Here is a 14,740-nt window from a genome sequence, read left to right on the forward strand (position 1 = left end):
TTTTTATAACCGCAAATATCCGAATAAAGGAATCAACACTTATGAGAAAACTGACTATCATCAGCCTGTCTGTCATTATAGCCGCCTCCGGTTGTACCGTAATACCGGGCTCCGGCCTGCCTACAGGCAACAAAACGATTGTCTACAATAATAATGATGAACCCGGCAATATCCAATCACAGCTAGATAGCCGTGTAAGCATACATCCAATTACGTTTTCGCTAGTTCAAAGCATGGCCGAACCACCCAAGATCAGCCAACACAATCAGGCGCTTGAACAGCAAAAGCGCAACTATAACTACCGTTTAGGTAAAGGTGATGTCCTGAATATTGTTGTCTGGTACCAACCAGACATGACGACCCAAGGTTCTTCTTCCGGCCGTTCACAAGCTCAACAGGTTAGCAACGGCAGTTGGGTAAGCGATCGCGGTACCATTTTCTATCCTTTGGTAGGAGAGTTAAAAGTAGAAGGCAAAACTATTGATCAGGTACGCTCCGAATTGGATAGTCGCCTAAGAAAATATATCAAAAATCCGCAAATAGATTTAACAGTTTCTGAATTCCGCTCACAAAAAGTAAGTGTTTCCGGATCTGTCCGCCAAGCCGGTCAATTACCGATTACTAACGTACCATTAACATTAGTTGATGCTATTGACCTTGCCGGAGGAACTACTGACACCGCAGACCCACAAAACGTCAAATGGACTCATAAAGGTGTAGAGCGAACTATCTCTTTGGAGGATTTGCGTGCTAACGGTGATCTGTCCCAAAACTATTTATTGAGCGATGGTGATATCGTTTATGTGCCATCTAATGTAAACAACCGAGTACATGTGATGGGTGAAGTAACCCGCCAAAACAGTTTGCCGATGCCTCCTAAAGGTATGAGCCTAACCGATGCCATTAGCAGTTCAGAAGGTATGAACCAGATGGTAGCCAATGCCACCGGGGTATTTGTTATCCGTAATGTACCAAGTGATTACGATAAACCTATTCATGTTTACCAACTGAATCTGAAAGATGCCAGTGCTTATGCCTTAGGCACACAATTTAAACTAAAAACTGACGATGTGGTTTATATAACTGCTGCACCGATCGCACGCTGGAACCGTGTTGCTACCCAAGCTATCGGAGCCATTAACAGTGCTGCCGCAGTAAATAATTCTTTCTAAACTCTGATACCTTCACTGTTTGAACTTATGCGATATGACAAAATATTAACAGTATGTTCGGGCAATATTTGTCGCTCCCCGTTAGCGGAACATCTGCTAAAACCGCAACTGCCTAACTGTTTTGTCGCTTCCGCCGGAGTTACTGCTTGGGTTGGACAAGGGGTCGACCTCAAGGTGATAGATGCAGCCAAACGGCATCATCTGAACATAAGCGGGCTCAGCAAGCATAATGCCAAACAGCTTACTCCGCAAATGTGTATTTTTGCTGATTTGATTTTAGTAATGGAAGAAAAACACATTGCCGCCGTAGCAGCTATTCAGCCGTTGGCACGCAGTAAAATAATGTTATTGGGGCAATGGACTGGGCAAAGGAATATTCCCGATCCCTATCGGAAAGATCAAGCTTTTTTCGATAACGTTTATCAACAAATTGCGGATGCCTGCAACATTTGGGCGAAAAAACTATCTCATTAATTAGATTTACATTTTTATTTAGAGAATAATTAATATGGCTAACAAATCCCATCCTGTCCAACAGGAATTTGACTTGCAACAACTTGCCGGCATCTTGCGTCACCGCAAGACTCAAATCGGTACAGCTATTTTAGCAGGGGCTATCTTAGGTGGTCTTTATGGATTCGTCGCTACGCCTACTTATAAAGCTAATGCATTAATCGAAGTACGAGGCGGGCAAAACCAAATTCTAACTGATGTCAACAGCCCCGTTAACAATATGCAGCCTACCTCTGCTAATGCCGAGGTTGATTTGGCACGTTCTCGTGCAGTTCTTGGGCAAACTGTAGACAATCTACATCTGGATATTGGCATTGAGCCAAAAAAATCTTTCTTAGGTAATTTATTCTCGGGTAATTCCGCAGAAGCGCAAGCCATTACCGTTCAAACACTTTCAGTACCGGAAAATTGGGAAAATACACCGATGTTACTGACCGTATTGGATGAGAAAAGCTATAAACTGGCTTTGCCCGATGGCAAAGAAGTCAATGGTCGAGTAGGCGAGACTGTTAAACCTTCGGCTGACATTACCATTTTGGTTTCACAACTTGCTGCACCAGTCGGTTCTACGTATTCGATTACCAAATTTTCCAAGTTGAGCGCCATTGATAAGCTTAGTGCTAACCTATCTGTGGACAGTAAAGGCATGGGTGTTCCTTTGTTGGAGTTCAGCTACACAGGTACCGATCGCCAAGAAATTCAATCCACACTGAGCCATATTGTTAATAACTACGTCAATTTAAGCAAAAACCGTGATGTTCAAATAGCAAGTAACGGCTTAGCTTTCATCAATGAAGAATTACCGCGTTTGAAACAATCATTGCAGGATGCGGAAAACCGCTTGAATGCCTACCGTGTCCGTTCTGGATCTGTTGACGTACCAACAGAAGCACGTACCGCAGTACAAGATCTGTCGAATATCGAAACCCAGATTACCGCCTTAAAAGCAGAAGAAGCCGGTATGTCTGCGATTTATACAAAAGATCACCCTGATTACGTTGCTTTGACTGATCGCTTAAGAGTATTGGAGCAATCGCGCGATAATATCAACCGACAAATTTCCAATTTGCCTAATACCGAGCAAGAAGTTATCCGATTAACCCGCGATGTAGAGACAAATCAAGCTACCTACGTACAATTGCTGAGCAAACAACAAGAAATGAACATCTTGAAAGCCAGCTCACAAGGAAATGTACGCGTAATTGACCAAGCTGCTGCTGCTGAAAAGCCGTTTAAACCGCAAAAACCGATTCTGGTTTTATTGGGCGCATTAGGTGCCGGTATTCTTGCAAGCGCTTGGTATATTTTCCGCGCCCTGAGCCGGCCAACCCTTAAATTCTCTGAAGAAATTAAGGATTTGGGCTATAACCTGATTTCCAGCATTCCTGTTTCTATTGCGCAAAGCAAAGAAGATGCACGCTTTAAGCGCTCACATAGCGGCAAAAACAACCGCCCAAACTATTTGCTGGCCTACAGTCACCCTAATGATATAGCTGTAGAAACGTTGCGTGCCCTGCGCACTAACCTGCACTTTTCAACCATTGATAAGAAGAGCCCGACCATCATGATTACCAGCACCACTCCAGGTGTAGGCAAATCCTTTGTATCTTCCAACTTGGCCGCAGTAACTGCTCAGGCGGGTCAGAAAGTATTGTTAATTGATGCGGACATGCGTTTAGGTACATTGCATCATACTTTCGGCGTACCTGCAGAAGACGGCCTGTCTGAATTACTTCAAGGTTCTATCAACTTTGTTGACGCGGTAAAACGCACCGAAATTGGCAATTTGGATTTGATTACCTGCGGCCACTCTCCGCAAACACCTTCCGAATTGCTGATGAGCCAAGAATTCATCCAATTGCTGGAAAATGCACGAGAGAAGTATGACCAAATCATCATCGATACTCCACCCGTATTGGCCGTAACCGATAGTACCGTTATCGGAAAATTGTCGGATGCGACTTTGCTGATTACCCGTTACAACTACTCTTCTGCCGACGAACTGGGCGAAAGTTACTCGCGTCTGCGTGGTAACGGTATTGAAATTGAAGGCGTTATTTTCAACTGTATTGAGAAAAATGCCCGAAACTACTACCAATATCAGGAATATACTCCGCAGTAAGCAGTCTATACATCTCAAGATATGCCTGTCTGAAACATTCAGACAGGCATTTTTTATAATGGCATAAATCTAACCCGGACAGAGCACGGCAAGCCGTAGCAGAAGTATAGCGGATTCATACATTTTCGATACAAGAAGGCGGCAAGCTGCAAACAGTACAAGTAGTACAGAACGATTATATTACCGCTCTAGCAGCTTACAAAATCGTTCTCTTTGAACTTTGGCGCAGCAACATCATAGAGAAAGTTAAGTTAATCCTCTGTCGTACTAAAAGCTTATTCCGAGCGCCCCAACACCATCGCATCACCATAGCTGAAAAAACGATATCGTTGCGCCACCGCATGTGCGTACAGCTCCCGAATATGCTCACTTCCCGAGAAAGCGCTTACCAGCATCAAAAGCGTTGATTTGGGCAAATGAAAATTCGTAAGCAATCTGTCTACCACCCGGAAACGATAACCCGGCGTGATAAAGATATCAGTATCTCCCTCGCCCGCCTTCAAAGCCCCATCCGCCGCTGCCGACTCCAGCGCACGCATTGATGTGGTACCAATGGCCCATACCCGCTTACCAGCCGCTTTAGCCTGTTCAATAGCCATCACCGTTGCGGCAGATACCTCAAACCATTCGCTGTGCATCTTGTGCTCGGCGATATTATCCACCCGTACCGGCTGGAAAGTGCCTGCACCAACGTGCAGCGTAACCTCTGCCATCACCACACCTTGCGCACGCAAATCTTCCAACAGACTATCGGTAAAATGCAAACCGGCGGTAGGAGCTGCCACCGCGCCCTGATGCTTGGCATATACGGTCTGGTAACGGCTGTCGTCATCAGCCCCTGCAGCCCTTTCAATATAAGGCGGCAATGGCAAATGGCCATTTTTTTCCAACAATTCATACACCGTTTGCTCACCCTCAAAACGCAGAACGAATAACTCTTCCCGCCGCTCCAGCATTTCTGCAGCCATATCGCCATCAAAAATCAGACGGCTGCCGGCTTTAGGCGATTTAGAAGAACGAATGTGTGCCAATGCAGTGTGTTCGTCCAATACACGCTCGATCAGCGCCTCAATCCTACCACCGCTCTCTTTATTCCCGAACAACCGTGCTTTCATCACTTTAGTGTTATTAAATACCATTACATCGCCCGGTTGCAGCCATTGCGGCAAATCGGTAAACCGCATATCTTGTAAAGCCTCTCCAGGCAAAGCAACCAACAAACGGCTACTGCCGCGTACGGCGGGCGGATGCTGGGCAATCAATTCTGCCGGGAGCTCGAAATCAAAATCGGAAATATGCATATCAAAATGGCGCAATCTTCAATCAAAACGGATATTATAACGTGAAATCGATATCCGGCTGATGCCTGTCTGAAATGCTTTTTCTATTTTTCCGATTACTTTCCCACCTCTTTTTCTTTTTCAGCCTATTCCAAACAGGTTTATAAATTATTTAGATAAATTACTCTGTTTTCAAAGAATCAGTAGCCAACGACATCTTTTTTACCTGCCACTCTTTTTATTACTTTATGAATTTACGTGCAGATAAACGGCTTTTTTTGATATTTTACTGGACATTTAGCAGCAACTTGGCGAAAATAATCCGAATATTCGTCATGAGGTTGTCGCTTGGTTTCACTCAACAAAACCGCTCGGCAACCTGTACAAACCACAGCCGGCTCCCCTTGCCGGCATGAAATGGCTGCCGTATTTACGGCAGCATCTATCGCTTACCAAAGGAAGAAAGCATGGACTTACGCAAATTGAAAAAGCTGATTGACTTGGTTGAAGAATCCGGCATTGCCGAAATCGAAGTCACAGAAGGCGAAGAAAAAGTACGTATTACCCGCTCTACTATTGCCCAACAACCGGCTTACTATGCTGCCCCCGCCCCCGTTGCCCCGGCAGCCGCTCCGTCACCTGCCGCAGCCGCCGCACCGGCAGCCGCTCCCGAAAAAGATCTAAGTAAAGCACAACGCTCCCCGATGGTCGGTACTTTCTACCGTGCACCCAGCCCTACTTCTCCCGCATTCGTTGAAGTCGGCCAAAATGTGAAAGAGGGCGACACCCTCTGTATCATCGAAGCCATGAAACTGATGAACGAAATCGAAGCCGAGCGTTCCGGCGTGATCAAAGCCATTCTGATCGAAAACGGCCAACCCGTAGAATACGGCGAACCGCTGTTTATCATCGAGTAATTCCCGTTCAGACAGGCATTATCCGCATGCCCGTCTGAAATCTCCAGCATACTGCCCGACCCATTCGGGTGTTTATTCCGAAAGAAAAACCATGCTGAAAAAAGTATTGATTGCCAACCGTGGCGAGATTGCACTACGCGTTCTGCGTGCCTGCCGCGAAATGGGCATCCCTACCGTTGCCGTGCATTCCGAAGCCGACAAAGACAGCCTGCATGTCAAACTGGCCGACGAATCCGTCTGCATCGGTCCTGCTCCCTCTCCGCAGAGCTATTTGAACATCCCCGCCCTGATTGCCGCTGCCGAAGTAACCGGTGCCGACGGCATCCACCCCGGCTACGGCTTTCTGGCCGAAAACGACCGCTTTGCCGACCAAGTGGAAAAGTCCGGTTTCGTTTTCATTGGCCCGCGCGCCGAAACCATCCGCTTGATGGGTGACAAAGTTTCCGCTAAGCACGCCATGATTGCTGCCGGCGTACCCTGCGTACCCGGTTCCGAAGGCGCCTTGCCGGACGACGAGAAAGAAATCCTGAAAATCGCCGATCAAGTCGGCTTCCCGGTAATTATCAAAGCCTCGGGCGGTGGTGGCGGCCGTGGTATGCGCGTAGTCGAGAAAAAAGAAGACCTCATCAAATCGGTGGAAATGACCAAGGCTGAAGCCGGCGCTGCTTTCGGCAATCCGATGGTCTATATGGAGCGCTATTTGCAAAAACCGCGCCATATCGAAATCCAAGTACTGGCGGACGAACACGGCAATGCGATTTATTTGGGCGAACGCGACTGTTCAATGCAGCGCCGCCACCAAAAAGTTATCGAAGAAGCACCGGCACCCGGTATTACCCAAGCCGAGCGCGAAAAAATCGGCAACGCTTGCGTAGAGGCCTGCAAACGCATCGGCTACCGCGGCGCGGGCACTTTCGAATTTCTGTATGAAGACGGCGAATTCTTCTTCATCGAAATGAACACCCGTGTGCAGGTTGAGCATCCGGTTACCGAGCTGATTACCGGTATCGACATCGTACAGGAACAAATCCGCATTGCCGCCGGCCTGCCGCTGCAATACGAGCAAAAAGACGTACACATCCAAGGCCATGCCTTCGAATGCCGTATCAATGCCGAAGATCCGTACAACTTTATTCCCAGCCCCGGCCTGATCGAAAGCTGCCACTTGCCCGGCGGCTTGGGCGTACGCGTGGACAGCCATATTTACCAAGGCTACCGCATTCCGCCCAACTACGACAGCCTGATCGGCAAAATCTGCGTATTGGGCAAAACCCGCGAACAGGCCATGGCCAAAATGCGTGTGGCTTTGGACGAATTGGCGATTACCGGCATCAAAACCAATACCGCGCTGCACCGTGATTTGTTCTCCGATCCCGGCTTTATGAAAGGCGGCGTGAGCATCCACTACCTGGAACATTGGATGGAAGAGCGCAAAGCCAAGCAAAAACAAGCCGGATAAACGGAATAAGAAGTGAACCGCCGCCTGCATATTCACACATGCAGGCGGTTTTTATCGGAACAATGCCTGTCTGAAAACCTTTGCTTCGCCAAAATGTGCAAGCTCGTTTTCAGACAGGCATTTCATCATATGCCCCTTGTTTCATAATCGTTTGGCATATTTAGCGGATTAACTTAACCTTTGCGAAGGCTCTGCTGCGCCAAAGCTCAAAGAGAACGATTGTGTCGGCCTCTAAAAAGCGGCAACAGAATCCGTTGCGTACGTGTGTACTGTCTGCGGCTTGCTGCCTCGTATCGAAGTCATTAAATCCGCTATAAACTTGAATAGATGAGCATTTGCCCTTTCATTGCAAACACACAAAATGCCGGAAGCAAGCCTAGCTGCTGCCCGACACAAGGCAACGGCGGTATTTTTGGCCAACAATCCGTCTGCCGCATTAAAAAATTCACCCATCGGCCGGAATTTTGCAAAGCTTGCGGCTTTAAATATTCTGCAGAAGCCTTACATCATCGGAAAGTATGGTTAATTTTAGAGATAAAGGACACCCCATGATCCCCGTTTCCGTACTCAATCTGGTACCGATTCGTGCCGGCCAAACACCGGCCGAAGCCATTCAATCCATGATAGCTTTGGCCCAGGAAGTGGAGCGCATCGGCTATCAACGCTATTGGATTGCCGAACATCATAACACTTCCAGCTTGGTCAGCTCGGCCACACAAGTGCTGATTGGCCATGTATTGGCGCATACGAAAACCATCCGGGTCGGCAGCGGCGGCGTGATGCTGCCCAATCACAGCCCGCTTCTGGTAGCGGAACAATACGGCACGCTGGCAACGATTTATCCGAACCGTGTCGATTTAGGTCTGGGTCGTGCCCCCGGTACCGACCAGCATACCGCCTTGGCATTGCGCAGAAATATGCGAGATGTATCGTTTGATTTTCCGCAGGATGTACAAACGCTGCAACGTTACTTGGGGCCGGCGGACAAACAGGGCTATGTACGCGCATTCCCCGGGGTAGGCTTGGAAATTCCGCTTTATATTTTGGGATCCAGTACCGACAGTGCTTACTTGGCCGCACAGCTCGGCCTGCCTTATGTGTTCGCCGCTCACTTCGCACCGCGTATGCTGGAGAGCGCGCTCGAAATTTACCGGCGCGAGTTCCAACCTTCCAAGGTCTTGGCCCAACCGTACGTTATCGTTTGTTTGAACGTTATCGCTGCGGATACAGATGAAGAGGCTCAATTGCTGGCCACCACGCAACAACAATTCTTCCTGAACATTGTGCGCAACACCCGCCAGCCTTTGCAAGCGCCGCAAAAAGATATGGCGCAGATATGGCAGCCTGGCGAACAGGCAGCCGTCGCCGCCATGCTGGATTGCTCGCTGATCGGCGGCAAAGCCAGTGTCGCTTCCCAACTGGAAGCGCTGCAAAACCGCCTGCACGCCGATGAATTAATGGTTGTCAGCTATATTTATGATGAGGCCAAGCAATATCATTCGTACCGCTTGTTACACGAAATTGCATCGGCCTAGGGTAAATTGTTAACAGGCCCTAGCCTTTTCAGACAGGCATCAAAATGCCTGTCTGAAAAAGCGGCACCCATCGTTTTCAGGTAAAATACCCCGATTCAACCCGTACCGGATAAACACCATGGCTTACCGACAAATTACCCTATTCGTACACGAACGCATCGCCGAGCAACTTTCCGATGCTTTGATGGAGCACGGCGCCCTTTCCACCGCCATTGAAGACGCCTACGCAGGCACCGACGAAGAACAGGCGATTTTCGGCGAACCCGGAATGCCGGGCGGCCAGCTGTGGCAGCATAGCAAATTAATTGCGCTCTTTAATGAAGAAGACGATGCCAAAGCCGTTCTGGCCGCCGCATCCACTGCGCTCAACATAGAAGCGCCTGCTTTCCAAACCGAATTGCTGCCCGAGCAAGACTGGGTACGCCTCACCCAATCGCAGTTCGACCCCATCAAAATTTCCGACCGCTTATGGATTACCCCGACTTGGCACCAAGCACCGGATGCCGGCGCCGTGAATCTGCAACTCGACCCCGGTTTAGCGTTCGGTACCGGCAGCCACCCCACCACACATTTATGCCTGCAATGGCTGGATAAGCACCTGCAAGGCGGCGAAAGCATATTGGATTACGGCTGCGGCTCCGGCATTCTCGCCATCGCCGCCATAAAACTCGGCGCCGCCTCAGCCACCGGTGTCGACATCGACCCGCAGGCCATCCGCGCCAGTAAAGACAATGCCTTACAAAACCAAGTGGCCGCCGATTTTTATCTGCCCGACGAACTTCCCGACGGCCAATTTGACGTTGTCGTCGCCAACATCCTTGCCAACCCCCTGCGTATGCTCGGCGACATGCTGGCCGGCCGCACCCGAAGCGGCGGCCGTATCGTGTTATCCGGCATATTGGAAGAACAGGTAGAAGAAATGAACGGCATTTACAGCCAATGGTTCGACATGAACGATGCCGATATCGATAACGGCTGGGCACGATTGAGCGGCGTCAAGCGCGCTTGAATAACATAAAAAAGGAGCAGCGGATTGCTGCCCCTTTTTTTATCCGCTAATGCCGGCACACCGCCTGCCCCACCGGCTCCCAAAAGATGCCTTCCACCCTGTTTTGCTTATCAAACACCAATTTGTACTGGCATTGCTGCATCCGCCCGGCGAATACATAGCGGTAAAGATAATTCCATTCGTTGAGATACGAATTACCGTGATGCCAAGGCTTGCCCAATAATTTGCCGGCCTCGTTCATCGTTATCCCCACTTTTACCGCATCCAAGCGGTCAAAATCCGGCTGGCTCCCCGCCTTCGGGTCCAGAACCGTACGCCACTGCAAAACATGGCGCACCCGGTAAGGCTTTCTGACTTCAACCACTTCCAAAGCCCTGCCGTTACGCTTGCTGTGTACGGTAGCAGCACTGCCCGGCGAAACCGCCGTATCCGGCAAAACATCGGGCTGCCGGCTGCTGCACCCCCATAAAACAAACAATGGCAGCCACAAACTGTATTTCATCATATTCATTACATTATCCCGCAAGTATTGGTTTATTTGGTTTTAACTATATTATTTTCAGACAGGCATTAGCCTTGGTTCACGTTATCAGTCTGCAAAGGCGGCAGCGGCGCACCGGCCGGGTGTTTATAACGGTTATAAGCAAACAGATACTGGCTGGGGAAACGCCTCACCCAATATTCCACATTATCGTTCACCAATTGCGCATCGTGCACTTTATCGCCGCTTAACTCACCGCGCAAAGGCTCGATATGCAAGACAAAACCTTTGCCCGCCGGCAAGCGCTCGCCACAGAAAAATAATGCTTTTACACCTTTTACCTGCGCGAGCTTACCCGCCAGCGTCATGGTATAAGCATCGCGGCCAAAAAACTTCGCCCATACTCCGTCGCCCTCATGAGGATCGGGGACATGATCAGGCAATACAATGGTGGCCTCGCCGCAACGCAGTGCTTTGATAATCTGCTTTACCCCCTGCATATTGGTAGGCGCCGTTTTACCCTTGCCGCGCACCCTGCCCGCCTGCATCACCGCATCAAACGCATCGAGTTTCGGCGGCTTATACATCGCCGTCAGCGGGAAAGGCAGCTGCTCGCTGATGTAGCGTCCGGCCAAATCATAACTGCCGATATGCGGCGTAATGAGCAACAAGCCCTCGCCCGCCGCCAACGCACTTTCCACATGCTCCCAGCCGTGTACTTCGCGAAACAAGCCCGCCACCTCTTGCGGCTCGCGAAAAAATGCCACCGGCAACTCCAAGCCGCCTTTGGCTGTTTCACGCAACACGCTTTTCACCATCGCATCGTCATGCGGCAAACCCGCCGTACAGAGGTTATCGGCAATCCGCTTGCGCTCGCCCTTGGCCAGATAAAATGCCAAATTTCCCGCCAAATTGCCTATGGCATGCAACAGCGGCAAGGGCACTTTGGCCAACAGGCCAAACAGGAAAAAAATAAAAGACTGCATCGCTCGTCTTGTACGCACCATTAAAAAAAACTGATTGTAATGGAAAGTGCCGCACTACACTTTATTTTCTGAAAGCAAAACCGGATTTGCTACACAATCAGGTAAAAACCGTCAAAACCACGCAAATAGAGACCTTTGCAAAAAACTTTTTAATCCTGAATTTATTGATATCTCGTCATACTCGGGCTTGACCCGAGTATGACGCACGTGTTCTCAGGTATCGAAAAGAATTTTGCAAAGGTCTCAAATACCCTGTTGTGTGCTTGAGTTGCACCAAAGACAACATCAAAGTTCTTTTTCAGACAGGCATGGCGCTTAACCGCCTGCTGCATGACTGATTTTCATATCAGCCGATGAATTATTCATAGAAGACAAAGAAAAGCCTTCCGCCATTCTCTGCTATAATTTCAACGTTTAACCATTTTTCCCGGCCACCGCCGTTGGCCGGTTTCCTTTTGCAGAAAGCATTGCAATCATGAGCGAATATTTATTTACTTCAGAATCCGTCTCCGAAGGCCATCCCGATAAAGTGGCCGACCAGATTTCCGACGCCGTTCTCGATGCCATTTTGGCGCAAGACCCCACCGCCCGCGTTGCCGCCGAAACACTGGTTGCCACCGATTTATGCGTATTGGCCGGTGAAATTACCACCAGCGCCCAAGTCGATTACGAACAGATCGCCCGCGATACCATCGCCCGCATCGGCTATACCCGCCCGGAATGGGGCTTTTCCGACCAATCCTGCAAATTAATCCTCAATTACGGCCAACAATCTCCCGATATAGCCCAAGGCGTCAACGAAGGCCAAGGCGTGGATTTGAACCAAGGCGCAGGCGACCAAGGCCTGATGTTCGGCTATGCCTGCGACGAAACCCCGGTATTGATGCCGTTTGCCATCTACTACAGCCACCGCCTGATGCAGCGCCAAAGCGAAGTGCGCAAAAGCGGTCTTTTGCCGTGGCTGCGCCCCGATGCCAAAGCCCAACTTACCTGCGTTTACGACAGCGAAACCGGCAAAGTCAAACGCATCGACACCGTGGTACTCTCCACCCAACACGATGAAAATATCGCGCGCGAAGAATTGATTGCCGCCGTAAAAGAACACATTATTTTCCCGGTGTTGCCCAAAGAAATGCTCACCGAGGAAACCAAATACCTGATCAACCCCACCGGCAATTTCGTGATCGGCGGCCCGCAAGGCGACTGCGGCTTAACCGGCCGTAAAATCATCGTCGACACCTACGGCGGTGCAGCCCCGCACGGCGGCGGCGCGTTCTCCGGCAAAGACCCCACCAAAGTCGACCGCTCCGCCGCCTACGCCTGCCGCTATGTTGCCAAAAACATCGTGGCAGCCGGTTTGGCGCGCCAATGCCAGATTCAGGTTTCCTACGCCATCGGCATCGCCGAGCCGACTTCCATCGCCATCGATACTTTCGGCACCGGCGAATTGAACGAAGCCGAATTAATAGAACTCGTGCGCGCCCATTTCGACTTACGCCCCAAAGGCATCATCCAAATGCTTGACCTGTTGCGCCCGATTTACGGCAAATCCGCCGCCTACGGCCACTTCGGCCGCGAAGAGCCGGAATTCACTTGGGAGCGTACCGACAAAGCCACCGCCCTGCGCGCCGCCGCCGGTTTGTAAGCCTTACGATCATACTTGCTATACCAAACGCCAAATCTTTCAGACAGGCATAGATCAGTCGGAAATATTTGGCGTTTTGTTTATGTGATGATTTATTAGAAATAGCCGCGTTGTTTACACAACAGGTAAAAAATCTTAATGCAAAACAAAATGCCTGTCTGAAAACCGGTTTGAACCTTTTCAGACAGGCATTTGATATCTGTGCTGCCGACTAAACCAACCATTCCTGCTTTACAGAAATATGTAGTCGGTCGAATCTGCTTCAGGCATCCAGATTACCCAATACAATACGCAACATACGGCGCAGCGGCTCGGCAGCGCCCCAGAGCAGCTGGTCGCCTACGGTAAAGGCGCTGATGTATTCGCCGCCCATACCCATCTTGCGGATACGGCCAACCGGTGTAGTCAGGGTGCCGGTAACCGCTGCGGGCGTCAGCTCCTGCATCGACGCCTCTTTCTGATTCGGCACCACTTTGGCCCACGGATTGGCTTCGGCCAGCAGACGCTCGATCTCTTCCAGCGGCAAATCTTTTTTCAGTTTTAGGGTCAGCGCTTGGCTGTGGCAGCGCATCGCGCCTACGCGTACGCACAAACCGTCCACCACTACCGGCGCACCGCTGCGGCCGAGGATTTTATTGGTTTCCACGCCGCCTTTCCATTCTTCTTTGGATTGGCCGTTACCTAAATCGGCATCAATCCAAGGAATCAGGCTGCCGGCCAACGGTACACCGAAATTTGCTTTGGGATAATCTTCGCTGCGCAGGAAATCGGATACTTTACTGTCGATATCCAGAATCGCTGAGGCCGGGTCGGCCAGCTCTTCGGCCACTTGGCCATGAATCTCGCCCATACCGCTGATTAATTCGCGCATATTTTTGGCGCCGGCACCGGAAGCGGCTTGGTAAGTCATACTGGTCACCCACTCCACCAAGTCGTTCTGGAACAGGCCGCCCAAAGCCATCAGCATCAGGGAAACGGTACAGTTGCCGCCGATGTAGTCTTTCACGCCGTTTTTCAGCGCTTCGTCAATCACATTACGGTTCACCGGATCGAGCACGATTACCGCATTATCCTGCATCCGCAAAGTAGAGGCCGCATCAATCCAATAACCCTGCCAACCGGCATCGCGCAGCGGCTGGTGGACTGCCTTGGTGTAATCACCGCCTTGGCAGGTAACGATGATGTCCATCTTGGCCAATTCTTCCAGATCGTAGGCATCCAACAAGGTACGCGCCTGCTGGCCGAAATCGGGCGCTTCGCCGCCGGCGTTGGAAGTGGTGAAAAAATAGCTTTCGGGAATATGGGCAAAATCGTTTTCTTCCTGCATACGCTGCATCAGCACGGAACCCACCATACCGCGCCAGCCGACAAATCCTGTTTTCATGTTGCGACTCCTGATTTGAAATAATGAAAAATATAAAATATTAATGTTCGATATTTTAACCTGTAGTCCGTCTGATGTAGAGTAATTTCTATAAATATTTTTGGCTAACGTTCAGGTAGGTTTATGGGGTGTAGTCAACCGCGTTGCGGCGGCATTTTTGAGCAAAAACACCGCCGTTGCGTTGTGTCGACAGCCCCTAAAGCTTTACCAAAGTGTCCGGGCATATCTTTTCAGACA

Annotated in this window: 12 protein-coding genes; 8 read left to right on the plus strand and 4 right to left on the minus strand. The window is 49.9% G+C overall.

Going from position 1 to position 14,740, the window contains the following annotated elements:
• Positions 1–41 precede the first annotated feature (41 nt).
• Genes Q4C79_RS03330 through Q4C79_RS03340 form a run of 3 tightly spaced genes read left to right on the plus strand, consistent with a single transcriptional unit; the run spans position 42 to position 3,807 of the window.
• Positions 42–1,172, plus strand: coding sequence for a polysaccharide export protein (locus tag Q4C79_RS03330; RefSeq protein WP_303089615.1), 1,131 nt, complete (start codon positions 42–44; stop codon positions 1,170–1,172).
• Positions 1,173–1,199: 27 nt separating this feature from the next.
• On the plus strand, positions 1,200–1,646 hold the full coding sequence (locus tag Q4C79_RS03335; protein WP_303089616.1) for a low molecular weight protein-tyrosine-phosphatase: 447 nt from the start codon (positions 1,200–1,202) through the stop codon (positions 1,644–1,646).
• A gap of 34 nt (positions 1,647–1,680) precedes the next feature.
• Positions 1,681–3,807, plus strand: a complete 2,127-nt coding sequence (locus Q4C79_RS03340) for a polysaccharide biosynthesis tyrosine autokinase (RefSeq protein WP_303089617.1) — start codon at positions 1,681–1,683, stop codon at positions 3,805–3,807.
• 275 nt (positions 3,808–4,082) lie between these two features.
• Here Q4C79_RS03340 and queA read toward each other — a convergent pair whose 3' ends face one another.
• Entirely contained in the window at positions 4,083–5,108 is a 1,026-nt protein-coding gene (gene queA / locus Q4C79_RS03345) for a tRNA preQ1(34) S-adenosylmethionine ribosyltransferase-isomerase QueA (protein ID WP_303089618.1), read from the minus strand.
• A 446-nt stretch (positions 5,109–5,554) separates the two neighbouring features.
• On the opposite strand from queA, the gene accB reads away from it, so the two are divergent.
• From accB to prmA, 4 genes are all read left to right on the plus strand, one after another.
• The gene (gene accB, locus Q4C79_RS03350; RefSeq protein ID WP_303089619.1) at positions 5,555–6,004 is read left to right on the plus strand and encodes an acetyl-CoA carboxylase biotin carboxyl carrier protein; all 450 of its coding nucleotides are present in this window, start codon (positions 5,555–5,557) and stop codon (positions 6,002–6,004) included.
• A gap of 91 nt (positions 6,005–6,095) precedes the next feature.
• Positions 6,096–7,463, plus strand: coding sequence for an acetyl-CoA carboxylase biotin carboxylase subunit (gene accC / locus Q4C79_RS03355; RefSeq protein WP_303089620.1), 1,368 nt, complete (start codon positions 6,096–6,098; stop codon positions 7,461–7,463).
• Positions 7,464–8,011: 548 nt separating this feature from the next.
• Complete coding sequence (locus tag Q4C79_RS03360) at positions 8,012–8,998, plus strand: LLM class flavin-dependent oxidoreductase (protein ID WP_303089621.1); 987 nt, start codon at positions 8,012–8,014, stop codon at positions 8,996–8,998.
• A 118-nt stretch (positions 8,999–9,116) separates the two neighbouring features.
• Positions 9,117–10,007 (plus strand): 50S ribosomal protein L11 methyltransferase, encoded by an 891-nt coding sequence (prmA, locus tag Q4C79_RS03365; protein WP_303089622.1) that lies wholly within the window; start codon positions 9,117–9,119, stop codon positions 10,005–10,007.
• Between the two features lie 46 nt (positions 10,008–10,053).
• On the opposite strand, the gene bamE is transcribed toward prmA, so the two are convergent.
• Both bamE and Q4C79_RS03375 read right to left on the minus strand, forming a co-directional pair.
• Positions 10,054–10,518, minus strand: coding sequence for an outer membrane protein assembly factor BamE (gene bamE / locus Q4C79_RS03370; protein ID WP_303089623.1), 465 nt, complete (start codon positions 10,516–10,518; stop codon positions 10,054–10,056).
• 59 nt (positions 10,519–10,577) lie between these two features.
• The gene (locus Q4C79_RS03375) at positions 10,578–11,474 is read right to left on the minus strand and encodes a lysophospholipid acyltransferase family protein (protein WP_303089624.1); all 897 of its coding nucleotides are present in this window, start codon (positions 11,472–11,474) and stop codon (positions 10,578–10,580) included.
• A 475-nt stretch (positions 11,475–11,949) separates the two neighbouring features.
• Here Q4C79_RS03375 and metK point away from each other — a divergent pair, with 475 nt between their 5' ends.
• Positions 11,950–13,119 (plus strand): methionine adenosyltransferase, encoded by a 1,170-nt coding sequence (gene metK, locus Q4C79_RS03380; protein WP_303089625.1) that lies wholly within the window; start codon positions 11,950–11,952, stop codon positions 13,117–13,119.
• 262 nt (positions 13,120–13,381) lie between these two features.
• On the opposite strand, the gene asd is transcribed toward metK, so the two are convergent.
• Positions 13,382–14,503, minus strand: a complete 1,122-nt coding sequence (gene asd, locus Q4C79_RS03385; protein ID WP_303089626.1) for an aspartate-semialdehyde dehydrogenase — start codon at positions 14,501–14,503, stop codon at positions 13,382–13,384.
• Between the last annotated feature and the right edge of the window lie 237 nt (positions 14,504–14,740).

The organism is Neisseria sp., assembly GCF_030523955.1.
In the GTDB taxonomy this organism is placed as follows: Bacteria; Pseudomonadota; Gammaproteobacteria; order Burkholderiales; family Neisseriaceae; genus Neisseria.